At 51.1% G+C, this 25,720-nt stretch carries 20 protein-coding genes and 4 tRNA genes; 15 read left to right on the top strand and 9 right to left on the bottom strand.

What is annotated here, in order from left to right; translation table 11 throughout:
• Positions 1-2: 2 nt before the first annotated feature.
• Positions 3-1,826, top strand: a complete 1,824-nt coding sequence (gene uvrC, locus ACVB80_RS04350) for an excinuclease ABC subunit UvrC (protein WP_481080047.1) — start codon at positions 3-5, stop codon at positions 1,824-1,826.
• Between the two features lie 47 nt (positions 1,827-1,873).
• A complete protein-coding gene (pgsA, locus tag ACVB80_RS04345) occupies positions 1,874-2,431 on the top strand; it encodes a CDP-diacylglycerol--glycerol-3-phosphate 3-phosphatidyltransferase (protein WP_481080046.1) in 558 nt (185 codons plus the stop codon).
• A gap of 68 nt (positions 2,432-2,499) precedes the next feature.
• Here the strand turns inward: pgsA and ACVB80_RS04340 are convergent, their stop codons facing one another.
• Positions 2,500-2,634, bottom strand: coding sequence for an entericidin EcnAB (locus ACVB80_RS04340; protein ID WP_481080045.1), 135 nt, complete (start codon positions 2,632-2,634; stop codon positions 2,500-2,502).
• A 67-nt stretch (positions 2,635-2,701) separates the two neighbouring features.
• The gene (locus tag ACVB80_RS04335) at positions 2,702-4,762 is read right to left on the bottom strand and encodes a diguanylate cyclase domain-containing protein (RefSeq protein WP_481080044.1); all 2,061 of its coding nucleotides are present in this window, start codon (positions 4,760-4,762) and stop codon (positions 2,702-2,704) included.
• A 257-nt stretch (positions 4,763-5,019) separates the two neighbouring features.
• On the opposite strand from ACVB80_RS04335, the gene ACVB80_RS04330 reads away from it, so the two are divergent.
• The 11 genes from ACVB80_RS04330 to nspC all read left to right on the top strand — a co-directional run bounded on the left by ACVB80_RS04330 (position 5,020) and on the right by nspC (position 14,995).
• A tRNA-Cys gene (locus ACVB80_RS04330) sits at positions 5,020-5,093 on the top strand.
• 3 nt (positions 5,094-5,096) lie between these two features.
• Positions 5,097-5,172, top strand: a tRNA-Gly gene (locus ACVB80_RS04325).
• A 63-nt stretch (positions 5,173-5,235) separates the two neighbouring features.
• Positions 5,236-5,322, top strand: a tRNA-Leu gene (locus ACVB80_RS04320).
• A gap of 27 nt (positions 5,323-5,349) precedes the next feature.
• Positions 5,350-5,425: transfer RNA gene (locus tag ACVB80_RS04315), tRNA-Gly, on the top strand.
• A gap of 369 nt (positions 5,426-5,794) precedes the next feature.
• Positions 5,795-6,700 (top strand): DMT family transporter, encoded by a 906-nt coding sequence (locus ACVB80_RS04310; protein WP_481080368.1) that lies wholly within the window; start codon positions 5,795-5,797, stop codon positions 6,698-6,700.
• 191 nt (positions 6,701-6,891) lie between these two features.
• Positions 6,892-7,179, top strand: coding sequence for a hypothetical protein (locus ACVB80_RS04305; RefSeq protein WP_481080043.1), 288 nt, complete (start codon positions 6,892-6,894; stop codon positions 7,177-7,179).
• A 98-nt stretch (positions 7,180-7,277) separates the two neighbouring features.
• Complete coding sequence (locus ACVB80_RS04300; RefSeq protein ID WP_481080042.1) at positions 7,278-8,459, top strand: HD domain-containing phosphohydrolase; 1,182 nt, start codon at positions 7,278-7,280, stop codon at positions 8,457-8,459.
• 61 nt (positions 8,460-8,520) lie between these two features.
• Positions 8,521-9,051, top strand: a complete 531-nt coding sequence (locus ACVB80_RS04295) for a hypothetical protein (protein ID WP_481080041.1) — start codon at positions 8,521-8,523, stop codon at positions 9,049-9,051.
• A 491-nt stretch (positions 9,052-9,542) separates the two neighbouring features.
• Positions 9,543-12,419 carry a diaminobutyrate--2-oxoglutarate transaminase family protein gene (locus ACVB80_RS04290; RefSeq protein ID WP_481080040.1) on the top strand — a complete coding sequence of 959 codons (2,877 nt, stop codon included), beginning with the start codon at positions 9,543-9,545 and terminating at the stop codon, positions 12,417-12,419.
• A 12-nt stretch (positions 12,420-12,431) separates the two neighbouring features.
• On the top strand, positions 12,432-13,676 hold the full coding sequence (locus ACVB80_RS04285) for a carboxynorspermidine synthase (RefSeq protein WP_481080039.1): 1,245 nt from the start codon (positions 12,432-12,434) through the stop codon (positions 13,674-13,676).
• A gap of 185 nt (positions 13,677-13,861) precedes the next feature.
• Positions 13,862-14,995, top strand: coding sequence for a carboxynorspermidine decarboxylase (gene nspC / locus ACVB80_RS04280; protein ID WP_481080038.1), 1,134 nt, complete (start codon positions 13,862-13,864; stop codon positions 14,993-14,995).
• 109 nt (positions 14,996-15,104) lie between these two features.
• Here nspC and ACVB80_RS04275 read toward each other — a convergent pair whose 3' ends face one another.
• The 3 genes from ACVB80_RS04275 to ACVB80_RS04265 form a co-directional block, all read right to left on the bottom strand.
• Positions 15,105-16,715 carry a methyl-accepting chemotaxis protein gene (locus tag ACVB80_RS04275; RefSeq protein ID WP_481080037.1) on the bottom strand — a complete coding sequence of 537 codons (1,611 nt, stop codon included), beginning with the start codon at positions 16,713-16,715 and terminating at the stop codon, positions 15,105-15,107.
• A gap of 293 nt (positions 16,716-17,008) precedes the next feature.
• Positions 17,009-17,524, bottom strand: coding sequence for a glycine cleavage system transcriptional repressor (locus tag ACVB80_RS04270; RefSeq protein WP_481080036.1), 516 nt, complete (start codon positions 17,522-17,524; stop codon positions 17,009-17,011).
• A gap of 237 nt (positions 17,525-17,761) precedes the next feature.
• Entirely contained in the window at positions 17,762-18,664 is a 903-nt protein-coding gene (locus ACVB80_RS04265; protein ID WP_481080035.1) for a DUF3943 domain-containing protein, read from the bottom strand.
• Positions 18,665-18,874: 210 nt separating this feature from the next.
• Between ACVB80_RS04265 and ACVB80_RS04260 the strand changes: the two genes are divergently transcribed.
• Both ACVB80_RS04260 and ACVB80_RS04255 read left to right on the top strand, forming a co-directional pair.
• On the top strand, positions 18,875-20,113 hold the full coding sequence (locus tag ACVB80_RS04260; RefSeq protein ID WP_481080034.1) for a CinA family nicotinamide mononucleotide deamidase-related protein: 1,239 nt from the start codon (positions 18,875-18,877) through the stop codon (positions 20,111-20,113).
• A 312-nt stretch (positions 20,114-20,425) separates the two neighbouring features.
• On the top strand, positions 20,426-20,707 hold the full coding sequence (locus tag ACVB80_RS04255) for a hypothetical protein (protein WP_481080033.1): 282 nt from the start codon (positions 20,426-20,428) through the stop codon (positions 20,705-20,707).
• Positions 20,708-20,713: 6 nt separating this feature from the next.
• Here the strand turns inward: ACVB80_RS04255 and yfaE are convergent, their stop codons facing one another.
• The 4 genes from yfaE to ubiG all read right to left on the bottom strand — a co-directional run bounded on the left by yfaE (position 20,714) and on the right by ubiG (position 25,608).
• On the bottom strand, positions 20,714-20,992 hold the full coding sequence (yfaE, locus tag ACVB80_RS04250; RefSeq protein ID WP_481080032.1) for a class I ribonucleotide reductase maintenance protein YfaE: 279 nt from the start codon (positions 20,990-20,992) through the stop codon (positions 20,714-20,716).
• Positions 20,992-22,125 carry a class Ia ribonucleoside-diphosphate reductase subunit beta gene (nrdB, locus tag ACVB80_RS04245; RefSeq protein ID WP_481080031.1) on the bottom strand — a complete coding sequence of 378 codons (1,134 nt, stop codon included), beginning with the start codon at positions 22,123-22,125 and terminating at the stop codon, positions 20,992-20,994. The genes yfaE and nrdB overlap by 1 nt, the downstream gene beginning before the upstream one ends.
• Positions 22,126-22,157: 32 nt before the next feature.
• Positions 22,158-24,443 (bottom strand): class 1a ribonucleoside-diphosphate reductase subunit alpha, encoded by a 2,286-nt coding sequence (nrdA, locus tag ACVB80_RS04240; RefSeq protein ID WP_481080030.1) that lies wholly within the window; start codon positions 24,441-24,443, stop codon positions 22,158-22,160.
• A gap of 451 nt (positions 24,444-24,894) precedes the next feature.
• Positions 24,895-25,608 (bottom strand): bifunctional 2-polyprenyl-6-hydroxyphenol methylase/3-demethylubiquinol 3-O-methyltransferase UbiG, encoded by a 714-nt coding sequence (gene ubiG, locus ACVB80_RS04235; RefSeq protein WP_481080029.1) that lies wholly within the window; start codon positions 25,606-25,608, stop codon positions 24,895-24,897.
• Positions 25,609-25,720: the final 112 nt, after the last annotated feature.

Here is a 25,720-nt window from a genome sequence, read left to right as displayed (position 1 = left end):
GCGTGTTTGATTCCCAATCTTTCCTTAAGACAGTTACCAGTCAACCCGGCGTGTATCGTATGTACGATGCCGGGTCGACGGTGATCTACGTCGGCAAAGCCAAAGACTTAAAAAAGCGTCTCTCCAGTTATTTTCGGGCCAGACTCGACAACGAAAAGACCCGCGCCCTGGTCAGTCATATCGACAGAATTGATGTCACGGTGACTCATACCGAGACCGAAGCGCTGATCCTCGAGCACAATTACATCAAGCAGTATTTGCCCAAGTACAACGTGCTGCTGCGGGATGATAAGTCCTACCCGTTTATTTTTATCAGTGGGCATAAGCACCCAAGACTGTCGATGCACCGCGGGGCCAAAAAGCGCAAAGGCGAGTATTTTGGACCGTATCCGGACTCCGGTGCCGTGCGTGAAACCCTGCACCTTATCCAGAAGATTTTTCCTGTTCGCCAGTGTGAAGACACGGTGTATGCCAACCGTACCCGCCCTTGTCTGATGTATCAGATCGGCCGCTGCGCCGGGCCTTGTGTTAAAGAGGTGATTTCAGACCAGGAGTACTCTGATTTGGTGGAGTATGTCCGGCTGTTTCTGCAGGGCAAAGATCAGCTGGTGGTGCAGACCCTGATTGAGAAGATGGAGCAGGCGAGTCAGGCATTGCGGTTTGAAGATGCGGCCAGATTGCGTGACCAGATCCAGGCGATTCGCCGGGTGCAGGAGCAGCAGTTTGTCTCCGAAGACAGCATGGATGATATCGACGTGCTCGGTTTTGCTCAGGAAAACGGGGTGGCCTGCATTCACATCCTGATGATCCGTCATGGTAAGATTCTCGGCAGCCGAAGTCACTTTCCCAAAATCCCGGCTAATACCAGCCGTGATGAAGTATTTGAAGCATTTCTCAGCCAGTATTATCTCAGCCACAGTGAAGTGCGTACCCTGCCTGGCAGACTTATCGCTGACAGCGAACTGATTTCAGACCTGACGGCATTTGAGCAGGCGCTGAGCGACATTGCCGGGCGTAAAGTCACTATTCACGCTAACCCTAAAGGGCAGCGGGCCCGTTACCTGAAACTGGCCAACACGAACGCGCTGACGGCAATTACGACCAAAATTAATCACAAGATGACCATAGCTCAGCGTTTCCAGGCGCTTGAGCAGGCGCTCGGCACGGATAAAATCCGCCGTATGGAGTGTTTTGATATCAGTCATACCATGGGCGAGAGCACGATTGCTTCCTGTGTGGTGTTTAATCATGAAGGGCCGGTGAAGCAGGAGTACCGCCGCTATAACATCACAGGTATCACCGGTGGTGATGACTATGCTGCAATGGGGCAGGTGCTTGAGCGCCGTTATTCCAAACAAATTGATGCGGAGAAGATCCCGGACATCATCTTCATTGATGGCGGTAAGGGACAACTGAACCGTGCTCATGAGATCATTGAACAGCACTGGCAGGACTGGTCGAAGCGTCCGCTGCTGATCGGTATCGCCAAAGGGGTGACCCGTAAGCCGGGGCTGGAAACGCTGATCACTACAGACGGTGATGAGTTCAGCCTGCCGTCTGATGCGCCGTCGCTGCATCTGATCCAGCATATCCGGGATGAGAGCCACAATCACGCCATTGCCGGACACCGGGCCAAAAGGGGTAAAACCCGTCGTACCAGCCCCCTCGAGGGGATCGAAGGTGTGGGTCCAAAGCGCCGTCAGGCACTGCTCAAGTATATGGGTGGCCTGCAGGAGCTGAAACGCGCCAGTGCAGAAGAAATCGCCAAAGTGCCAGGGATAAGCCATTCTTTGGCAGAAAATATCTTTCAGGCATTGAAACAATAACTAATTTGACGCACCATTAGTGCGCAACCCCTAAGAGCCTAATTAATATGCGTTTTACCATACCGAATATTCTGACCTTCCTCCGTTTGATCCTGATCCCAGTTTTTGTGGTTGTATTCTATCTTCCGTACAGCTGGGCACCGTTCGCCGCCGCGATGGTTTTTTGGCTGGCAGGGGTGACGGACTGGCTTGACGGTATGCTGGCGCGCAAACTGGGCCAGACCTCTCGTTTTGGGGCATTTCTGGACCCGGTTGCAGACAAGGTAATGGTAGCTGCGGCGCTTATTTTGATCACCGAGGACTATCACAACATCTGGGTGACCATTCCGGCGATTACCATGATTGCCCGCGAGATCATCATTTCGGCTCTGCGTGAGTGGATGGCGGAAATCGGTAAACGCGCCAGTGTGGCGGTTTCCTGGGTGGGTAAGGTAAAAACCATGTCGCAGATGTTTGCGCTGTGGGTGATGATCTGGAAATACGATGACTGGATGATCTGGCTGGGTTATGGCGCGCTGTATGTGGCAACATTCCTGACGTACTGGTCGATGGTTCAGTACCTGAAAGCGGCCAAAGATGATTTGCTCGCTGAAGAGCATCACTGAGAACTGTAAGAACAGATATAAGAAAAGCGCCTGATGAGGCGCTTTTTTTTATCCGGGGTCATGCACGACTATTCGGTCGCTTCGTGGATCGCTTCTTTAGTGTCATCGTAGATTTTGGACGAATCCTCTTTAACGCCCTGCCAGGTGCTTGAGCAGCCGCCAAGAAAAAGTGCGACGGTGGCGATAACCAGTGAAATTCTCATTATTTATACCTCAGAGATCATTTATATAGAGTTAATATAACAAAACAGAGTCAGAGTGGAAGCGTGTTCAGGAATCATATTTCTGTTCCATATACATGTTTCTGCCTCTTCGTTTGGCCTGATAGAGCGCGATATCTGCACGGTGGAGACACTCACTCAGGGAGAGCTGCGACAGGTCCTGACGAATGTGGGCGGCACCTATGGAAAGGGATAACCGGTCCGCGCAATAGGAGTGCTCGTTAGGCAGGTTCTTTTCATACAGTTCGTTTTGCAGAGCGGTTACCCGGGCATTAATGGCTTTGGGCTTCTGGCTGTGAACAATCACCACAAACTCATCACCACCGTATCGGTAGACGCGGGTATGCTCATCATCGAAATGACGGGTGATCAGGCTGGTAACCGCAATCAGGGTTTCATCGCCTTTTATGTGGCCGTAGTGGTCATTGAACTGCTTGTAGCAGTCGATATCGATCATCAGAACAGACAGGCGCTCTGGCGGGCTCAGCAGCAGGTCGGCAAAGTGGATGTCCAGTGACTGCCGGTTCCAGAGCTGGGTCAGGTGATCGGTCTGGGAGAGCCGGGTCAGCCTCTGGCGGTTGAGCTGATTTTCGAGCGCAATCGACAGATAGTTGGAGAGCTGCAAAAACAGCTCATAATGAAACGTCTGATAAGCGAAGCACTGACGGGCCTGAATGGTAAAAATAGCTTCGACTTTGTCTGCGATGATAATGGGCGCAAACATCAGCGAGTTTAGCCCTTCATATACCGCGCTGCTGTTGAGCAGTTGCTGCTTCTTCTCGCTGGTCATGTTGTTGAAATAGAGCGGGCGTTTATGCCGGGCACAGTACTCAAAAAAAGTGGACTCACTGCCACACGGCAGCACTTCAGGTTCCTGGATCTTACCTTCATCGTAGTAGTGCTGGATCTGAATTTCCCCCTGTTCAGGGCGGTAAAATGCGATTGCCAGTGCATCAATAGTAAACAACCGGGAAAGGTCCTGGCTCAGACGACCGATGATGTCTTCAAAGCTGTCACAGGTACTGATGTACTGACCTATATTGTTCACCATGGTCAGGTTGGTACTGATGTCCTGCGCCTGCTCAAGCTTGAGACGGTCCATGTTGAGCTGGTAGAGCTGCTTCAGATACGAGGTTTCTCTCTGCTTGGTTGCTTCCCGCGATTTTTGGTATGAAGAGAGCAGCAGTTTGTAGGTCTCTTCGCGGGTACAGAAGTCCTGCTCGTGTTCCATGCGTTCCAGCAGCAGTTCGTTGTAACCATCGATCAGCTTGTCGGCTCCGGTTTGTTTGGCAAGTGTCAGCCCGTCTTTCAGGGTCTGGTCAAAATGGTCAATACGTTGCTGGCTGAGCAGGAAGTGGCAGTATTCCAGCATGATTTCGGACTGATAGTGGGTGTTGTGGCAGACGGCCATGTCTTCAATTGCGAGCCGGTAGTGGTGGTCCGCCTGGTCCGGCTGGCTGATCATCAGAAAGAATTGTGCGCGGACCTGGTTTACAAAGCCCTGATTACGCCGGTTGTCTCCGATAAGCGGCGTAACTTTGTCCATCATCTGCTGCGCCTTCTCCGGCTCATTCAGCCCCACATATACAGCGGCGCTGTTGATGTAAGCAATAGTGGCAAATTCTGGCTGGTTAATGCTTTCGACAATATCAATCGCGCTGGCGAAGCAGGCGAGGGCCTCATCATACTTTTCGTACTGAAGCAGCAGGTCACCAATGTTGTTTTTGGTCAGGGCGTAGAGGATGTCATCCTGAAAGGTATGGATTTTCTCGGCTTTGGTAAGAAATTCGCTGGCGTGGAACTGATCGCCCAGCATGCCGAAGATGGTGCCGATGCAAAACCAGGAAAAATGGACCAGGTATTCCTGATTGTGGGAATGGCAGATGGCTACACAATCAAAAAACTGCTTCATCGCCGGGATAAGTTCCCCGGCCCGGTATTGGGCATACGCTTCGTATACCGCCTGGTATTCGAGTGGAATCGAATGATTATAGCGGGCAGAAATCACCTGGAGCTCCGCCAGGTCAGCCAGCACTTCTTCATAGCTGGCTGTGGTGGGCAGGTGACGGACCCTATCTGTCAGTAAAGACAGCCATTTAGCTTGATTCATTCCACGTTCCTTATGGTTACTGCGCATCAAGTATATCAAATGGTGCTAATGTTATCCGGCCTGGTTACTCATTCTGTGAATATGGGTTGCTGTCCGGTTTGGCTGAAAACCAGAAAAATGCATCATTTCTCTGTTTTTGCGTGTATTTTGCGCAAACGAAACAAAAATCAAAGAATAGTGTTGACGTGACCGCGTGAATCCGTAGAATCCTTTCCCGTACTCAAGAGGAACGCGAAAGCGGAACCCAAGAGTTTGAAGGCGTGTTGGCAGAGTGGCTATGCAGCGGATTGCAAATCCGTGGACCTCGGTTCGACTCCGGGACGCGCCTCCATTTGCGACACTAGCTCAGTTGGTAGAGCGCAACCTTGCCAAGGTTGAGGTCACGAGTTCGAACCTCGTGTGTCGCTCCAAATTAAAGGATATGGCCTGATGGCGGTATCTGATGGTGTCTTATCCATCGCAACGAATTGCGTGCCCTGGTGGTGGAATTGGTAGACACAAGGGATTTAAAATCCCTCGGCGTTCGCGCTGTGCCGGTTCAAGTCCGGCCCGGGGCACCATCTAAAATAAGTTCATTATGAACACATGCGACACTAGCTCAGTTGGTAGAGCGCAACCTTGCCAAGGTTGAGGTCACGAGTTCGAACCTCGTGTGTCGCTCCAAATTTAAAAGCCCTGACAGAAATGTCGGGGCTTTTTGGTATCTCCGGGTTTGTTTTATTGTGTTTGCGGTGAGGTCATGAGCCCGAACCCCGTGCCCTGGCCGGTCGCGTCGTTCCAAATCTCAAAGCCCTGACAGAAATGTCGGGGCTTTTTGGTTTTTGTAATGTCCACACAACAAGGTATGCCGTAAAATCTTTCTGACTGCATTCTGACCGGACAACTCGCCACGGCGTAAGGATACGTGTTATCATTTGCGCGCACCGCATGGCTTGCGGTGATTCACTGCCAGGGGAAGGTGGCTTTGGTCTCTGTCGCTGGCAGAAGACTTCGAATTCTCCATGGTGGTTTAGTTCTCTTATGTCTGCGCATTTGTCTAAATTTTCCGGCGCTGTTCCTGTGGGCGTGCGCTTTATGCTTCTTTCTGCGCTTTCCTTTGCCCTGATGTCGGCCTGTGTCAAACTGGTCAGTACTCACGGGATCCCGGTATTTGAAATCGTGGCCGCCCGTGCGCTGGTTTCCCTGGTAATAAGTTACGCTGACGTAAAGCGTAAACGTATCTCTGTGTGGGGAAACAACCGTAAGTTGTTAATGGCACGTGGTGTTGCTGGTTCTCTGGCGCTTATCTGTGTTTACTATGCGGTCACTACGCTTCCTCTGGCTGAAGCGACCATACTGCAGTACATGCACCCGGTATTTACCGCTTTCCTGGCTCTGATTTTCCTTAAAGAGCGAATCCAGCTGTCGACCATGGCATGCATAGCCTTCAGCCTGGCAGGTCTGGCAGTGATAGTAAGTCCTGGCCTGACCCTTGAAAGTGTCTCAGGCCTGCCGCTGTTCAGTATTGGCGTTGCCCTGTTGGGCGCATTTGGCAGTGCAGTCGCATACGTGATAGTAAAGAAGCTCAGCGCAACAGAAGACAGCTCGGTTATTATCTTTTACTTCCCGCTGGTGGCATTACCTTTGTCGCTGGTGCTGCTGGGTGACAGTTTCGTAATGCCTGACCCGGAAGCTATTGTGCTGCTGCTGTTTGTGGGTATCTTTACCCAGGGCGGCCAGGTAGGCCTGACCAAGGCGATGCGTAGTGAAGTTGCGAGCAAAGCCACGGCTTATTCTTACGTGCAGGTCGTTTTCTCTATTGCACTGGGATGGCTGGTCTTCAGCGAGGTACCATCCCTGTGGACCTGGACTGGCGGCGCCCTCATCATCACCGGCGCAATGATCAATGTCCTCGGCAGTAAAAAAGCTGCAGCACTAAAACCTAAGACCGCTTCTTAATTTCACCAAATGGCTGGCACAAACGCCAGCCGTTTTTTTATCCGTTCTTGATTTCCACTCAGTATCTGTTGAAGTCACTCCAGTGCCCAGTGCCCAGTGCCCAGTGCCCAGTGCCCAGTGCCTCAAATTCGCTTTCTCGCAACCTCCAACCTATACTTATGTAAGCGAAATTGTTTATTAAGGAGGACAACATGGCGGTAACTCCTAAACACAATGACATTGGTAAGCATTATGATCCGACTAAGGAGCTCAGTAACGATCAGCGCCACCGGTTTACTGAGATAGCCAATAAGGCGGCAGAGCGGCGTGCTCAGAAAGCGGCGGAGAAAAAAAGACGGAAGGCGTCTGAGGCGAAAGCGCATGAGCCAGAGCACGATGAGGAGCATAAGCCAAAACGTCATTCCGACTGGCCAAGAACCATTGCCTGGACCCTGGTTCTGGGAGCGCTGTGGCTCTGGATCATGATTATGACTCAATAACGCGTCATTCCTCTCTTTTCAGGCGGTGTTCTCCTGCCTGCTTATTACATAAGCTGTTCTATACTCTTACTAATACAACTGTTATTGGTGGGTGACAGATGACAAATTCCAACAACACAAACAAAGACCAAATCCAGATGGAGTCCATCGGCGATTTTTTTGAGGATTTTCGTGAAGCGCATGAACAGTGTGAAGTGACGCTGATTGATCTTGAGCATGATCCTGAAAACACCGACCTGCTTAATGCATTGTTCCGTGCGGTACATACCGTAAAAGGCAATCTTGTTTATGTCGGACTGAATTCAATTACTCCGGTTATTCAGAGTCTGGAAGACCTGCTTGATTATATCCGTAAGGGTTACCTGCATTACGACAGTCTGCTCTGCGATGTGATCCTGCTGACTTTCGACATGACAGAGCAAATGGTCAAAGCCAGGATTGATGATGAGCCTTCTCCTTTGTCTGAGGAAACGGTGGATGCGGTGTGTGAAAACATTGCCATGATCGCTGATGTAGGGCAGGAAGAACGGGAAAAATACGTTGAGAAAGTGTTGCTTCTGTTTGACCCGGAAGCGAAGTTGTCACCACCGGATGTTGCCCCGTCACCGGACAGCGTGGTCGATGACCTGGTTGCCTACCACGAGCCCAATACCATGCAGTTTGGCCAGCTCATTGAGATCCTGACCGAACACAAGATTGCGCTTGATGAGGATATTCATTTTTATATGAGCCTGGTCACGCCGCTGGAAAACCGAAGCCATTACTGGCGGGGCCGTACGGCCAGACAGCTCTTTCTCAGTATGGAGATGAACAGGGTGGCCGGTTATCCGGTCGATAAAACCCAGCTCGCGGTAGCGGTAATGCTGCATGATATTGGTATGTCATTTATGCCGCTTTCCATCCTCAATAAAAAAGGAGCACTGGATACTGATGAGCGCGCGATACTGCACCATCATCCCGAATCCGGTTATCTGATGTTAAACGAGTCTATTCGCTGGCATGACGCGGCAGTGATGATCCTCCAGCATCATGAACAGGTGGATGGGTCCGGGTATCCTAACCGTCTTGCACATGAGCAAATCTGCGAGGGGGCCAAGATTCTCAGTATCGTTGATACATTTGACGCACGTACCCATGAAAGAGCCCACATGAAACTGCTGAAGAGGCCTTTGGTCCGTACCATAGTAGAGATTAACAACTATAAAGGTAAGCAGTTTGATGCTAAGTGGGTAGAAGTGTTTAATCAGGTGATCAAGGTTCACTTTAAGGCTGATGCCTGAGGTGAGCCTCCGTGCCATTTGCTATCATGATGTATTGAAAAGTAATTCGGGGATACTTGTTGTGTATAAAGCACTTTTGGCGTTAGCGCTGTTAATGGGCGGGACACTGCCTGCTACTGCTGGTGATGTGGACTGGTTTGAATATGAAGTACAGGTAACAGACCAGGTCGCAACTGAGAAACAGGCGCTCGAAGCAATCAAGGGATTTATTGTTGATTATGAGCTGGCGGAAAAGCAGATGTCCGAATCTCTCAGCAGCTATGAGACCTGGAAGGTATTAAATCGCAAATATAAAACCCTGCTGAAACATGCTGTTGTTCTTGAGTCCTATTATGAAAATGCTTCTATGCAGGCGGTACTGGAGGAGCGTAAACGGGACATTCAGGGAGTAAGCTCAGGTGTTGGTTTTAGCAGACGGGCATTGGGTAATCCAGGAACAAGTGTGAACGACGACATTCTGGAGGCCAGTGCGCGCTTTTCAGTCGACATGATGGTTTATTACACAGTCAGAAGTTACGACAGATTTGAAAATCCGCAGTTTGATCTTAATGAATGGCTGGCAAAACTGGGGCTGGAAATTCCTTTGGTTTAGCAAAAACGCGGATTTTATAAACAGAGCGTATGACCGGCAGATCATGCGCTTTTTTGATTTGAACAGGATAAAATTTATTGCGCTTCCTGTAATTAAAGTGCTATTCTCCCGCGCAATCTCAAATGACGTTTTGGGGGATACGCACAGTGACCATTCAGGCTGATTGTGACACTGTGTAGGGTAGGTACTGAGTCGTGGGTGGCTCAGTAGATGGGAAACCAGTATTGCCGGGAGCAATACGTTGACAGGAAGCCCAACATGATTACTTTCACATTACTATTTAAAATCAGCTCTGTTCTTCCAAACTGCAGTATCATCACCGAGCCTTGATACTCAGCCCCCCAATATATCTAGCATTCTAAGCTAATCCGAACCTGAGACGTTTTTGTCCTCAGGCTGTTTTGCTATGCGTTTTTCCGTCCCTGCTGATTGGTTTCAGACGGGAGGATTGTGCGAGGTCTGATCAAGGCCAGAATAACAGGTTAATAACCATGAGCTCAGTTTTTGAAGCACAAAACACCCATGTGGTGACCCCTTTTTCATCTGAAATTCCGCAACCAACTGGTTGCTATGACCTGACACCGGATCAGGTGCTGCTGGAGCAACAGACTCACGAGTCTGAAGTCCGTTCATATCCACGCCGTCTGCCAATTGCGATTAAGCAGGCTCAGGGTGCGCTGGTGGAAGACACCCGTGGTCAGGTTTTTCTCGATTGCCTGGCGGGCGCTGGTACCCTGGTTCTGGGTTACAACCACCCGGAAATTAATCAGGCTCTGAAAGAGCAGCTGGATTCCGGCCTGCCATATCAGACCCTGGACATTACCACTCAGGCCAAAGATAACTTTATTAAACGCGTTAAGCGCTTCCTGCCTCAGGAACTGGCAAACGAAAGCGTGCTGCAGTTCTGTGGCCCTTCGGGTGCAGACGCGGTAGAGGCGGCAATTAAGCTCGCCAAACAAACCACCGGCCGTAATACCATGATTGCATTCCGCGGTGCCTACCACGGCATGACTAATGGCACCATGGGTATGATGGGTAATCTGGGTACCAAAGCCCGCCGTACCGGCCTGATGTCAGACGTACACTTCATGCCTTTCCCGTATAACCTGCGCTGTCCGTTCGGTCTTGGCGGTGATGAGGGTGCCCGCGCGGGTATCCGTTATATCGAACGTATGCTGAATGATGACGAAGCGGGGATCATGAAACCGGCAGCGATTATTGTTGAGCCTGTTCAGGGCGAGGGTGGGGTGATCCCGGCGCCGGCGTTCTGGCTGCGTGAGCTGCGCCGTATCTGTGACGAGCATGGCATCCTGCTGATTTTTGATGAGATCCAGTGTGGCGTAGGTAAAACCGGTCACAACTTTGCTTTTGAAGAAGCGGGCATCGTACCGGATATTCTGTGTCTGTCCAAAGCAATTGGCGGCGGTCTGCCTATGTCGCTGCTTGTGATCAAAAAGCAGTTTGATACCTGGAATGCGGGTGAGCATACCGGCACTTTCCGTGGTAATCAGCTGGCAATGGTATCAGGCGCTAAAGCGCTGGAGATCATCGAACGTGACGGTCTGACTGAGCACGCAAAGAATGCCGGCCAGTACCTGCGTGATGGCCTTGAGCGTATCGCTCAGAAAGTTAACTGCATCGCGGAAGTGCGCGGCAAAGGCCTGATGCTGGGCGTTGAGATCGTTAACCCGAACGGCGAAAAGAACAAATTTGGTGAACGTCAGTCTGACGGCGCCCTGACCCTGGCTATTCAGCGCGCGGCGCTGGAGCGTGGCCTGATGGTTGAAAAAGGCGGCCGCGATGGCTCGGTTATTCGCTTCCTGCCTCCGGTCATCATCAGCTATAAGCAGCTGGATTTTGCCCTGAAGGTACTTGAAGAGGCGATTCTGGCCGCTGGCGGTGGTCTGAAAAATGAAACCGAAAGCAAGTGGACCAGCCACTTTGTTCACACCGGTGAGCAGGGCGCGGATGAGTTTGCTTCTGTAATGCATCATACCACTCACGTGATGAAGCAGCTGTTCGAGCAGGTGGATAAGCCGTACTCAGGTATGGAGCCAAACCTGCTGGAATCTCAGATCCAGGCAGTAAACCTGGATAAGGGCAACACCAGTCTGAAACAGATCATCAGTGAAACCGGTGACCTGGTGGTGAAAAACTCTATCTTTACCCAGCATCCGAACTGCATTGCGCACCTGCATACGCCACCGCTGATGCCAGCGATCGCGGCTGAAGCCATGATTGCGGCGCTGAATCAGTCAATGGACTCCTGGGATCAGGCGTCATCCGCGACTTATGTTGAGCAGCGCGTGATTGACTGGCTGTGCGATAAATATGAGCTGGGCGCAGAATCAGACGGTATCTTCACCAGTGGTGGTACCCAGAGCAACCAGATGGGGCTTTTGCTGGCCCGTGACTGGATTGCAGACAAGCTGAGCGGTCACTCGATCCAGAAACTGGGCCTGCCGGACTACGCGGACAAACTGCGTATCGTCTGCTCGAAGAAATCCCATTTCACGGTACAGAAGTCTGCCTCCTGGATGGGGCTGGGCGAGAAAGCCGTACTGTGTGTGGATACCCTGGCTGATGGTCGTATGGATGTATCAAAACTGGATGCAGTGGTTGCCGAAGCGAAAGCCGAAGGCCTGATCCCGTTTGCCGTTGTGGGTACCGCAGGTACCACCGACCATGGCGCAATTGATGATCTGAACACTATAGCTGACGTCGCGGCTGAGCATGATATGTGGATGCACGTCGATGGCGCTTATGGCGGCGCTCTTATCCTGAGCAGCCACAAAGCGCGTCTGGCGGGCATTGAACGCGCTGATTCGGTGAGTGTGGACTTTCATAAGCTGTTTTATCAGACAATCAGTTGTGGCGCAGTGCTGCTGAAAGAGAAAGCGAACTTTAAGCACCTGCTGCATCACGCCGATTACTTAAACCGCGAGCACGATACGCTGCCAAACCTGGTCGATAAATCGATGGCGACCACCAAACGCTTCGATGCACTGAAAGTCTTTATGACCATGCAGAGCGTTGGTCCGCAGGCGCTGGGTGAGATGTACGATCATCTGATCGACCAGACTCAGCAGGTTGCTTCTCTGGTGGCGGCTCACGGCGGATTCGAACTTCTGGCGAAGCCTTCTCTGTCAACGGTTCTGTTCCGCTGTACAGGTGAGGGTGATCTGGATGAGCTGAACCAAAAGGTTCGCCTTGAAGCGCTGGTGCGTGGCGTCGCCGTACTGGGCGAAACCACGGTAGAGGGGAAATCAGCGCTTAAATTTACTATTTTGAATCCTTGTCTTGCGATGAAGGACTTCGAAAAACTACTAACTGACATTAACCAACTAGCGGTTGAGCTAACGAAATAAGGGTATATAAGAATGGCAATTCTACAGATTGGTGCAGGTGGTGTTGGCTGGGTTGTGGCCCACAAAGCGGCACAAAACAACGACGTTTTGGGTGACATCACTATCGCGTCACGTACCGTAGGCAAGTGTGAAAAGATCATCGAATCGATCCAGAAGAAAAATAACCTGAAAGATCCTTCGAAGAAACTGGAAGCACGTGCAGTCAATGCCGATGACGTGGACGCACTGGTAGCTCTTATTAAAGAAGTTCAGCCTGATCTTGTGATCAACGCGGGTCCTCCGTGGGTAAACATGACCATCATGGAAGCGTGTTATCAGGCGAAAGTCTCTTACCTGGATACGTCAGTAGCAGTAGATCTGTGTTCTGAAGGCCAGCAGGTACCTCAGGCGTACGACTGGCAGTGGGGCTACCGTGAGAAGTTCGCAGAAGCGGGCATCACAGGTATCCTGGGCGCGGGTTTCGATCCGGGCGTGGTTTCTGTATTCGCCGCTTACGCTGTGAAGCACCTGTTTGATGAGATCGACACCATCGACGTAATGGACGTGAACGCCGGTGACCACGGTAAGAAGTTCGCAACCAACTTCGACCCTGAAACCAACATGCTGGAAATCCAGGGCGACTCTTTCTACTGGGAAGAGGGCGACTGGAAACAGGTTCCGTGTCACTCGCGTATGTTCGAGTTCGACTTCCCGCTGGTAGGTAAGCACAAAGTTTACTCAATGGCTCATGATGAGGTGCGTTCAATGCAGGAATTCATTCCGGCAAAACGTATCGAGTTCTGGATGGGCTTTGGTGACAAATACCTGAACTACTTTAACTGCATGCGCGACATCGGCCTGCTGAGCCCGGATCCGCTGACCCTGCACGACGGCACTGTGGTTCAGCCTCTGCACGTACTGAAAGCGATGCTGCCGGACCCTACTTCTCTGGCACCAGGCTACACAGGTAAAACCTGTATCGGTACCTGGGTTCAGGGCACCAAAGACGGCAAAGCGCGCAGCGTGTTTATCTACAACAACGCAGACCACGAAGTGGCTTACGAAGATGTAGAGCACCAGGCGATCTCTTACACCACCGGTGTTCCTGCGATTACTGCAGCGCTGCAGTTCTTCCGTGGTAAGTGGGCAGACAAAGGCGTGTTCAACATGGAGCAGCTGGACCCGGATCCGTTCCTGGAAACCATGCCGGAAATCGGCCTGGACTGGCACGTTCAGGAGCTGGAAGTTGCCCAGCCTGATATTCAGATTCTGAAGTAATTTCGAACCCGGAATTTCAGGTATAAGATGAAAAACAGCGATAGCTATTAAGCTGTTGCTGTTTTTTGTTAACTGCTGTGCCAAAGAGTGCACATAACGGGTTCTCCCCCTTTCCAAGGGGGAGTCAGAGGGGGTTATGCCGTAACACTCCCTTGTTCTTTATTCGCGGCGAGCAATCAGCAATTATGAACAAGCAAAATTTAAAAACCCCTTACTTTATGATCAACGAAGACAAGTTGATCCAAAACCTCGAAAAAGCCAAACAGCTGAAAGAGATCTCCGGCGTAAAACTGGTTCTGGCCCTGAAATGCTTTTCGACCTGGGGCGTATTTGACATCATCAAACCGTACCTGGACGGCACCACCAGCTCTGGTCCGTTTGAGGTGAAGCTGGGTTACGAAACCTTTGGTGGTGAGACACACGCTTACAGCGTGGGTTACAGCGAAGAAGACGTACGTGAAGTGGCGGATATCTGCGATAAGCTGATCTTTAACTCACAAAGCCAGCTTGCCGCCCACCGTCATATTGTTGAAGGTAAGGCCTCACTGGGCCTGCGCCTGAACCCGGGTGTAAGCTACGCTGGCCAGGATCTGGCAAACCCGGCACGTAAATACTCGCGTCTTGGCGTTCAGGCTGACCACATTCAGCCGGAAGTGTTCGAAAACCTGGACGGCGTGATGTTCCACATGAATTGTGAGAACAAAGACGTGGATGCCTTTATCAGCCTGCTGGATGCCATCTCTGAGCAGTTTGGCGAGCACCTGGATAAGCTTGACTGGGTGAGCCTGGGCGGTGGTGTATTCTTCACCTGGCCGGGTTATGACATTGAAAAGCTGGGTCTGGCACTGAAAGCTTTCTCTGAAAAGCACGGCGTGCAGCTCTATCTGGAGCCGGGCGAAGCCATCATTACCAAAACCACCGACCTTGTGGTGACCGTGGTGGATATCGTCGAGAACGTGAAGAAGACCGCGATTGTCGATTCCGCGACCGAAGCGCACCGTCTGGATACCCTGATCTACGATGAACCGGCATCGGTGCTGGAAGCATCTGAGGCAGGTAACCATGAATACGTGATTGGCTCCTGTTCCTGCCTGGCAGGCGATCAGTTCTGTGTAGCGAACTTCGACCAGCCACTGGAAATCGGCCAGCGCCTGCATATCCTGGACAGCGCAGGCTACACCATGGTGAAGCTGAACTGGTTCAACGGCCTGAAAATGCCATCTATCTACTGTGAACGCTCAAACGGCGAAATCCAGAAGCTCAACGAGTTTGGGTATGAGGACTTTAAGCGCTCGCTGTCGCAGTGGGGGGTTAAGTAAAAACGGCCTTTAAGGCCGTTTGGTTCTTGGTGCGCGGTGCTTGGTCCGCGGGTTTGGGTTCGCGGATTGCTTTTCCGCGAACCACGTACCCCGAACCGCGCAACCTGTGTCAGGCCAGCTTAAACGATGCCAGTTTCCCGTCCAGTTGTCTGGACATGTCCGCCAGAATCTCACTTTCTGCGGCCAGATAACCGGCGGCTTCGGACATTTCCAGTGCGGAGTCGTTGATCATACTGACGTTGCGGTTCATCTCTTCTGCTACCATGCTTTGCTCTTCCGCTGCAGTCGCAATGTGCGTTGACTTGTCACGTACCGTCTGGATGTGTGCAACGATAGAAGACAAATCTTTACCACAATGGGTGGCGCTTTCTACGCTGTTATGGGCCAGTTTTTGGCTGCTTTCCATCACGCCTGCAGTCTGGATGGCCAGATTTTGCAGGTTTTGTATCGTGGTATGGATCTCATCAGTAGAAGTATGTGTTCTGCTGGCGAGGTTACGCACTTCATCGGCCACTACGGCAAAACCACGGCCCTGTTCACCTGCACGTGCCGCTTCAATAGCAGCATTCAGTGCCAGCAGATTGGTTTGCTCTGAAATACCGCCAATCACAGTGGTCACTTCGCTGATTTGCATCACGCCTTCCTTGAGGTTCTGAACGTACTGAGCGGCTTTTTCCAGCTCTACAGTCAGGTCCTGAATGCTGACGATACTGGAGTCTACGTCCTTATCACCTACGTTGGCTTTGTCTGTTGCACTGGAGCTGTCTTTGGCGGACTCTTCTGCGTGGCTGGCTACTTCTGCGACCGTTGCACTCATCTCATTCATCGCGGTGGAAAGCTGATTAAGCTGATCGCGCTGACTGGTCACGGCCTGGCTGGTTTCTTCTGCCGAAGAGGCAATGCGAATTGCAGCTTCCGAAAGGGTGGCGGCAGAGTTGACCGATTCGACCAGTGCATCACGGACTGACCGGATACTCTGATTGACCCGGTATGCGACCACACCGATTTCATCGCGGCCCGGGACAGGAACTTCGGTTGTCAGGTCACCGTTCGCGACGTCACCCATTGCGTCTTTGATGGCTTCAAGCGGTTTTACGATCGCCCGGCTTATTACAAAGCCGAGGCCTACCAGTATTGCCAGTACAGCAGCGGTTGCCGTGACCATCTGCAGTAACATCGCGTTTATGGCAGCCTGAATATCGTTAATCAGCATGCCACTGCCAAGGATCCAGCCCCATGGTGCATAACCATGAACAACCGAGATTTTGTCGGCGGGTTTTCCGTCACTGGTGTGCCAGGGGTAGGTCAACGAGCCGGTATTGCCGCCGCTGCCCAGCGCCACCATATCGAACCACATTTGGTCTTTGGAGCGGTCACCGGTTTCGCCCATTTGCTGGCCGATTAATTTGTCGTTGGGGTGGGTAACGGTATAGCGGGATTCGTCTATGGCAAAAATATAGTTGTTGCCATCATAGCGGACGGCATTGATAAGCTGCTTGGCTTGTTGCTTCGCCTGGTCTTCCGGCAGGGTTTTATGCAGAAGTTTAATCTGACTCAGCGTTGCACTGATTACGGCCTGCAGCCGGACTTGTTTTTCGGCTATTAGTTTTGTTTCCAGCGTGCTGGCTGCCATCCAAAGCATAACCAGCAGCCCCAAAACAGACACAGCTACCATAATGGCCAGCTTATGGCCGACCTTAATATTATTTAGTTTCAACATGACGTTACCACCTTTCTACAAATCGATGCAGATGAAAATGGGGGAGCATTTTTCTAGTAATTATGTGCAGTGCATCTCACTGCTACCCTTTCAGCGTGGTAGATTTTATGAGTATTTGCTCAATCAGATTGTGGTTGTGTGTCTTAATTCAAAAGAAAAAACATGTGTTGCTGCAAATGAATCAAAAATAAGAACGAGTGCAATTTGTTGCACAAGTTTGAAAGGAATGTTCAGGAATAACCGGATGTGAGAGAAAAAAAAAGGCCCTGATATGTTCAGGGCCTGTGGAAGGATTACTCTTCTTCGAGGAGGACTTTGGTATCCTCACTGAGTGCTTCGAGCTCATCGACGATATCGGTCACTTTCATATTCGCCGGGAGACGGATCACGATATCGGAGCAGAACAGACTGGAGCTGACACCACCGCCGTCGGCAATAAATACCCGCTGACAGTCCATATCGAGGATGTTTACGCCCTGACCATCCAGTACATGAGTGATGTCGTTGACGATACCGGCTCTGTCATTGGCGTCTACACGAAGGTGGAAGATCTCATCTTTGTCATGCGTGGCAGTATCGGCATCTGCAAACTGAACCACGAGGTCAGGAACTGCTGAGAATGCTTCTTTAACCACGCCCTCACTGTGTTTGGGCAGCTCAATTTTTATCACCGCAGCAACATGATTCTCAATAAAGTTCACTTTACTGAGCAGCCATTTGCCTCCGTTCTCATGGGTGACAGCGGCGAGTTGTTTGATGGTGGAAGGGGAAGCTTGACCAACAAAGTTGACGATAAATGTGGTGTTCATAGGATATCCCTCCAGGTTAAACCAACAGACTGTGGCACGCTGTTTCTACTTAAGTGAATGATTTCAAGTATGAAACAGAGGCTTCATTTACAGTGTAGGCATTTAATACGCAGATTGTTTGACTGGACTCCGCTTTTTTGAAGCCTGGCTGCAACCGGGTTCAAATAAATGAAAAAAGGCAGCGAAATCGCTGCCTTATATGAGATACCGGTATCATACCCGTTGGTGAAAAAATGCTCAGAAGGTTACTTTGAAGTCCAGACCGTAGAACTGGCGATCATAGCTGTAGCCATTGACGGCCATATCTGCTTCGGTCATATAACCTGGCTGCCATGGCTGAGAGCGGAAGCTGACGCTCGCGTCGCCGCCCCAGGCATCGCTGACCCAGTAATGGATATGGCCAACCGGGTTTAAGAAAAACAGCGAAACATCACCAAGGGTTTCAGAACCCATGACTTCACCGCCGTTATCGGCAATTTTCTGTTCGGTTTCCAGCATCACTTCACCGACGACCGCACCAAAGAATGGGGTAACAAACAGATCCTGCCAGGACGGGATTTCTGCAAAGGCCTCTACACCAAACTCCCAGAACACGGCAGACATGGTAAACGAGTACATAAAGGACTCGAACTCATTAAAGCCTGCATGACGGGCTGCAGTGTAATAAACACCGCCGAAGTAGGGGTGCATAATATAGTTAAGAAAGTGCTCATCCCGGTCCCAGACCGGTCCTTTTGAGACATTCTCTTTCCATTTCTGGCCTAAACCTGACAGATCACGATCTTCTGCGTCCCATTTGGTGATGCTTTCCGGCAGCAGGGTCATCAGACCTACAGTTGCTACGCTCAGGCCCAGAATCGTGTAGGTCTGTTCTTTCAGGTAGTCCCAGTCTTTTTCCTGCTTAACCTGCAGGTATAATGGGCGCTCAGTTTCAAAATTAAGCTGAGGCGTGTCCTTTTCGCTCAGAAATACAAGACTTCGCGTTCCGGAGGATTCTCCGGTTAAACTGTAGTTATCAGTTGAGTTGCCGATATGGTAAACCGGCTGGTCAAACTCGTAGCGGAAGTCAGCTGCCTGGGTTGCGGTGGAACATACCAGCAAAGCGGCAGTCGAAAGCTTTAAATGCACGAAAGGCTCCATGGCGAATGCATACGGTATAGGGCGGGTATTATTCTTACTTCCACCTATAGATGCAACTGATTTATCGGGTCCGTTTAGGTTAAATTATTAGAACACCTCACACGGGATGTCAGTGTGCCCAGGTCACAAAAATAGACTATTAAACAATGAAATACGTCAAAATGCTGTGAAATGTGTGAGATAAAGAACAAAAACAAACAGGTTGGTTTTATGTTAAAGATTGCGATGCTGAGCACCGGGGAAGAGGTCCTTCACGGAGATATTGATGACACCAACGCGAGCTGGTTTTCGTCGTTATTTTATGAGCATGGCTACCAGGTTAGCTACCGGGCCACGGTGGGGGATGATGAAACTTCCCTGGAGCGTGAACTGGGTGAGCTGTCAGAAAGGTTTGATGTTGTTGTAGTTAACGGTGGTCTTGGGCCAACCAGCGATGATTTGACTGCACTGGCAGCGGCGAATGCGGCGGATAAAAGTCTGGTGCTGTCTGGTGAGTGGCTTGAAAAGATGGAACAGAAGTTTGCCCGTCGCGGAATTAAGATGCCGGAAAGCAATCTCAAGCAGGCCATGTTGCCTGAAGGTGCGGTGATCCTCGACAATCCGGTTGGTACTGCCTGCGGCTTCGAGCTGCAGATAGGGAAGGCAAGCTGCTACTTTACCCCGGGTGTGCCGTCTGAGTTTAAACACATGATCCAGTCTCAGGTGCTGCCAAAGCTGGCGCAGGAGCATCCGGACGTCACGGTTAACGAGTGCAGCCGTATCTATACTTTTGGCCTGTCAGAGTCGGGCATTTCTGACAAACTGGAACGGTTAGTACTGCCGGCGGGTTATCAGCTTGGTTATCGCTCGTACCTGCCGTTTATAGAAGTAAAGCTGTTTGGGCCGGCTGATGATATGACGGTGCGGATGTCGCTGCTCAAAATCATCTACAGCCACCTGAAAGATGCGGTCGTGAGCGTTGATGAGCCGATGCTGGATAATGTCGCTAACCTGCTGCTGGAGTCCCGGACCAGCGTCGCGCTGGCAGAGCAGTCGAGTCTCGGTTATCTGTCTGCCTGGCTGCATGAAAACGAAGTGCTTGCGCAGCATCTGAAGCTGGGCTGGGTGATGAACTCATCGGTAAATACCAGCATTGCCGACAAAGAGCCGCTGGCGGCCGCTTTGGCAATGGCAGCAGCGTGCCGGGAAAACGGTAAAGCCCATTTTGGTCTGGCGACCGGCGCATTGTCTGATGGCAGCTTTGCGATTGCGCTTTCGTGTCAGCAGGGGGAGTGGGGTCAGGTTCTGCGTTTTAACCGTGATTATGATCGTCTGGCACAACGTAAGATCATCTCCACTTTAGTGCTGGATATGCTCCGTCGTCATCTTGAAGGAAAGCCGGTATTTGGTCAGTATGGCTCTGTGGAGCGGGAGAAAGAGCTGTACGTCCCGGCAGCCAGTCTTTCTTAGTTCTGCGAAAGCTCACCAATCTGGTGAGCTTTTTTGTCCTCTGTTGTCACTTTCGTCACCTCCTGGGTCAAGCCCGAAAATCGGGGCAAAAAAATTTTTTTACCCGCTGAATGTTTTTTAAACAGAGCTTGACTTTTCTGCCCGCCTTATCGGCAAAAGGATGCGGGGACGGGTCATGGTGATCCAAAAGCTGCCCGGTTTTTATGCAAAGTGCGCTAAGTGATTTTGTCTCAAAAAAGAGCCTTGGATCCGTGCGGATCCTGGCTAATATTAGGTGGTCACGGATGCGTGACGAGACAGTGGGAGGTACGTATGCTGACACGGACGATGATAAAAGTGTGGTACCGGGTTTCTGGTGATAAAGTACTTTTAGGTGAGGCACATAGCGATCATACTAATGATTTGGTTTCTATGTGGCTGAAAACGGCTCCGGCCATTACAGATACACCGCATGGCGGGTACCGGATGTCTCTGTTCGATGATGGGGGCAAGGTGATCGGAGAGAAGACAATATCCCGGAAAACGGCTGAATATTTACTCAATAAATACGCATTACCAGGCGATTCTTGCCAGGTTCATAACGCGGCCGGTTAAGCGTTTTCAGGCGCGCTTTACCTTCGGCTGGCAGTTGACTTTACTCAGTTCCAGCGCGGATTTTGCCCTGCAGATGCAGGGCAATATTTCTTTTGGCTGAGTGAATGCCATCGCAAAACCAACGTATTCCACTTCACCGCTTTCCAGCGTGCAGCGACAGGCGCCGCAGTGTCCGTCACGGCAGTTATACTCCGCGATCAGTCCGGCTCCCTCCATCGCCTCAAGCAGAGTCTGAGACGATGAAGCGGCAAGTTCAGTGATCTGGTTGATTCTGACTTTGTGCATTACAGTTCAAAACCCTCGAAATCATCATCAGAGACTTCGTTGTCGATCTGGCCAACCAGGTAGGAGCTGATCTCTGCTTCCTGAGGGGCAACCTGTACGTTATCTGAAGAGAGCCACGCGTTGATCCATGGGATAGGGTTGCTGGTCGCTTCAGGGTAGGCTGCATCAAGACCGACAGCCTGCATACGGATGTTGGTGATGTATTCCACGTACTGACACAGAATGTCTTTGTTCAGGCCGATCATTGAGCCGTCCTTGAACAGATATTCTGCCCACTCTTTTTCCTGCTCAGCCGCCGCTTTAAACAGGTCAAAACACTCCTGTTTGGCTTCTTCGGCAATTTGCATAAAGCTGAAGTCGTCCTGGCCGTTACGCAGCAGGTTAATCATGTGCTGGGTGCCGGTCAGGTGCAGCGCTTCATCACGGGCAATCAGCTTGATGATCTTGGCGTTACCTTCCATCAGTTCACGTTCTGCAAACGCAAACGAACAGGCAAAGCTGACGTAAAAACGGATTGCTTCCAGTGCGTTAACCGACATCAGACACAGGTACAGCTTCTTCTTAAGCGTATGCAAGTCGACTTTGATGGTTTCGCCGTTGACCACGTGCTCACCCACGCCGTAGCGGTGGTAATCATTGGTCAGTGCGATCAGTTCATCGTAGTAGTGGGCGATGTCTTTGGCACGCTTCAGGATGTGCTCGTTCTCGACGATATCGTCAAACACCACACCCGGATCATTCACGATGTTACGGATGATATGGGTGTAAGAGCGCGAGTGGATGGTCTCAGAGAAAGACCAGGTCTCAATCCAGGTTTCCACTTCCGGCAGTGATACCAGTGGCAGCAGTGCCACGTTCGGGCTGCGGCCCTGGATTGAATCCAGCAGGGTCTGATACTTCAGGTTGCTGATGAAAATGTGTTTCTCGTGCTCTGGCAGCTTGTTGTAGTCGATGCGGTCGCTCGATACATCCACCTCTTCCGGACGCCAGAAGAAAGAGAGCTGCTTTTCGATCAGCTTTTCGAATACTTCGAATTTCTGCTGGTCGTAGCGGGCTACGTTCACCGGCTGACCCAGGAACATAGGTTCTTTAAGTTGATCGTTTTTGTTTTGAGTAAAAGTACTGTAAGCCATAAGTGCTGATTCCTGTTCTGTTCCTGCCGGGATTAAATCTTACAAGCGCCGCTTGCACAGTCGTCTTCCTGAACGACAACGTTCTTGCCGTCCTGGTCGTCTTTCGCGCCATCGCGGGTGTTATGGTAGTAAAGCGTCTTTACACCGTACTTGTAGGTCAGCAGCAGGTCCTGCATCAGTTGTTTCATCGGCACTTTGCCGCTTTCGTATTTGTTCGGGTCGTAGTTGGTGTTCGCCGAAATCGCCTGATCGACGAACTTCTGCATAATACCGACCAGCTGCAGGTAACCCTGGTTGGACGGAATAGTCCACAGCAGCTCGTAGTTTTGTTTCAGGCGGGCGTACTCAGGCACCACCTGCTTCAGAATGCCGTCTTTCGACGCTTTCACCGATACAAAGCCACGTGGAGGCTCGATACCATTGGTTGCGTTAGAGATCTGAGATGAGGTCTCAGATGGCATCAGTGCGGTCAGGGTTGAGTTACGCAGACCGTGCGTTTTGATCTCCTCGCGCAGGGTTTCCCAGTCAAGGTGCAGTGGCTCGTCACAGAACTCATCCAGTGCTTTCTTGTAGGTGTCAATCGGCAGAATGCCCTGAGCGTACTTGGTCTCATTAAACGAAGGACAAGCTCCCTGTTCTTTTGCCAGCTCAAGAGAGGCGTTCAGCAGGTAGTACTGAATCGCTTCAAACGTGCGGTGAGTCAGGTTGTTACCGCTGCCGTCAGAGTAGCGTGCACCGTTTTTCGCCAGGTAGTAAGCGTAGTTGATCACGCCCACACCCAGGGTACGGCGGTTCATGGTTGATTTATATGCCGCTGGCAGAGGGTAGTCCTGGTAATCCAGCAGTGCATCGAGCGCACGTACGACCAGGTGAGACAGCTCTTCCAGCTCGCTCAGCTCTTCAATTGCACCCAGGTTGAATGCAGACAGGGTACACAGGGCGATTTCGCCTGAGTCGTCTTCCACGTTGCCCAGAGGCTTGGTCGGCAGGGCGATTTCAAGACACAGGTTAGACTGACGAACCGGCGCCACAGACGGGTCAAACGGGCCGTGAGTGTTACAGTGGTCAACGTGCTGAATGTAGATACGGCCGGTTGATGCGCGCTCCTGCATCAGCAGTGAGAACAGTTCTACCGCTTTAACGGTCTCTTTCTTAATCGAAGGATCAGCTTCGTACTTCACATACAGCTCTTCGAACTTCGCCTGATCTTCAAAGAAGGCATCGTACAGGCCTGGTACGTCAGACGGTGAGAACAGGGTGATGTTGCCACCTTCAATCAGACGTGAGTACATCAGTTTGTTCAGCTGAACGCCGTAGTCCATGTGACGGACACGGTTCTCTTCAACGCCACGGTTGTTCTTCAGTACCATCAGTGACTGCACTTCACGGTGCCACATAGGGAAGAATACGGTGGCTGCGCCGCCGCGAACACCGCCCTGAGAACAGCACTTAACCGCTGTCTGGAAGTATTTGTAGAACGGGATACAACCGGTGTGGAACGCTTCACCACCGCGGATCTCAGAACCCAGCGCACGGATACGGCCTGCGTTGATGCCGATACCGGCACGCTGAGAGACGTAACGAACGATTGAGCTTGCGGTTGCGTTGATGGAATCCAGGCTGTCACCACACTCGATCAGAACGCATGAGCTGAACTGACGGGTAGGGGTGCGCACACCAGACATAATTGGTGTCGGCAGGGAAATCTTAAACAGTGACGTCGCATCGTAGAAGCGCTTCACGTAGTCCAGACGGGTCTCTTTCGGGTAGTTGGCAAACAGACACGCAGAAACCAGCATGTACAGGAACTGGGCGCTCTCGTAGATCTCGCCGCTTACACGGTTCTGTACAAAGTATTTGCCTTCCAGCTGCTTCACTGCCGCGTATGAGAAGTTCATGTCGCGGTTATGGTCGATGAAGCTGTTCATCTGCTCAAACTCTTCCACAGAGTAGTCTTCCAGCAGGTGCTTATCGTATTTACCGGCATCGACCAGTTTGGCAACGTGAGCATACAGAGTTGGTGGCTCAAACTGACCGTAAGCTTTCTTACGCAGGTGGAAGACAGCCAGACGTGCAGCCAGGTACTGATAGTCCGGAGACTCTTCAGAGATCAGGTCAGCAGCGGCTTTGATGATGGTCTCGTGAATGTCCGAGGTAGTAATACCGTCGTAAAACTGGATGTGAGACTTCAGCTCCACCTGAGATACGGACACGTTATCCAGGCCTTCTGCGGCCCAGGTGATCACGCGGTGGATTTTATCCAGCTCAATGTTTTCTTTGCGACCATCACGTTTGGTCACGGTGAGTTGTTGATTCATTCTGACAGATTTCCCTAACGAAACTGGTAAAGCCGGTTTTTTATGTAATTTGTGTAAACTGTTTGTTCGGCTTTGTGATCCGTGTTCACCTTGAGTATAGGCGAAAACACTATATATGGTGTTGCTCGTGCGAGCGAGTTACAAGATAGTGCGGAGCGGCCCGATTTTCAAGTTTGACAATTTGTCTGTCTTATGGATTTTCTGTGACAGGAGTCACTAAGGTAAGTAGCCGCTTACCGGCCAGTTAAGGTCAGTTTTATCGTGAGAAAATGTCAATTCCAGGGTTGATTCAAAAGCAACCAATGAAAAAAATATTCTTCTTGATTTTCGGTGTAAACCCGGCTCTGTCCCTGTCTGTGCAAAGCCTGCGCAAAAGGCGGTTTAATAAGCAAAAAAGGAGAACAATGTCTCCTTTTTGTACTCAGGTCACACCCATAGAAATTCTGTACAGTTACAGGCTGCGCTGACAGGCGACAATATAGTTCACATCGACATTATCACCGAGGCGATAGCTGTCCGTTAACAGGTTGTAGTGCAGGCCGGTGATCGACTGCTCTATCAGGTCGGTCTGGTCGATCATTTTCATCAGTTCTGCCGGACGGATGAACTTGTCGTGGTCATGGGTGCCTTTGGGTACCAGCTTCATCACGTGCTCAGCGCCGACGATGGCAAACAGCCATGACTTGATATTGCGGTTCAGGGTAGAGAAGAACACCATGCCGCCGGGTTTGACCAGTCTGGCGCAGGAGCGGATAACCGACAGCGGGTCGGGAACGTGTTCCAGCATCTCCATACAGGTCACCACATCATACTGCCCGGCCTGCTCATCGGCGTGGGCTTCCACCGTGCTCTGAATATAGTTAAGGTTTTGGGTACCGGTTTCCAGTGCGTGAAGTCTGGCGACTTCCAGTGGCTCTTTACCCATATCCAGCCCGGTGACGGTCGCGCCCTGTCTGGCCATGCTTTCTGCCAGGATGCCGCCGCCGCAGCCAACGTCCAGCACTTTCCTGCCAAACAGGCCGTTGGACTTATCCAGAACAAAGCGCAGTCTGAGTGGGTTAATCTGGTGCAGCGGCTTAAACTCGCCTTCCAGGTCCCACCAGCGGGAGGCCATATCTTCAAACTTTTTAATTTCTGCCGGATCGACATTAGGTTGCTGTGACATAGTTTCCGAAAGTAATTGTCCGTAATTGCAAATCACTATACGCAAGCAGTGGCGAATATCAAAATGAATAGTTGATGGCAGTCAGATAACGAACTGGCTAAATTTCATGCAG

The sequence above is a fragment of the Vibrio sp. 9-16B-A1 genome, assembly GCF_056726165.1.
This window is presented reverse-complemented; position numbering and strand designations above follow the sequence as displayed.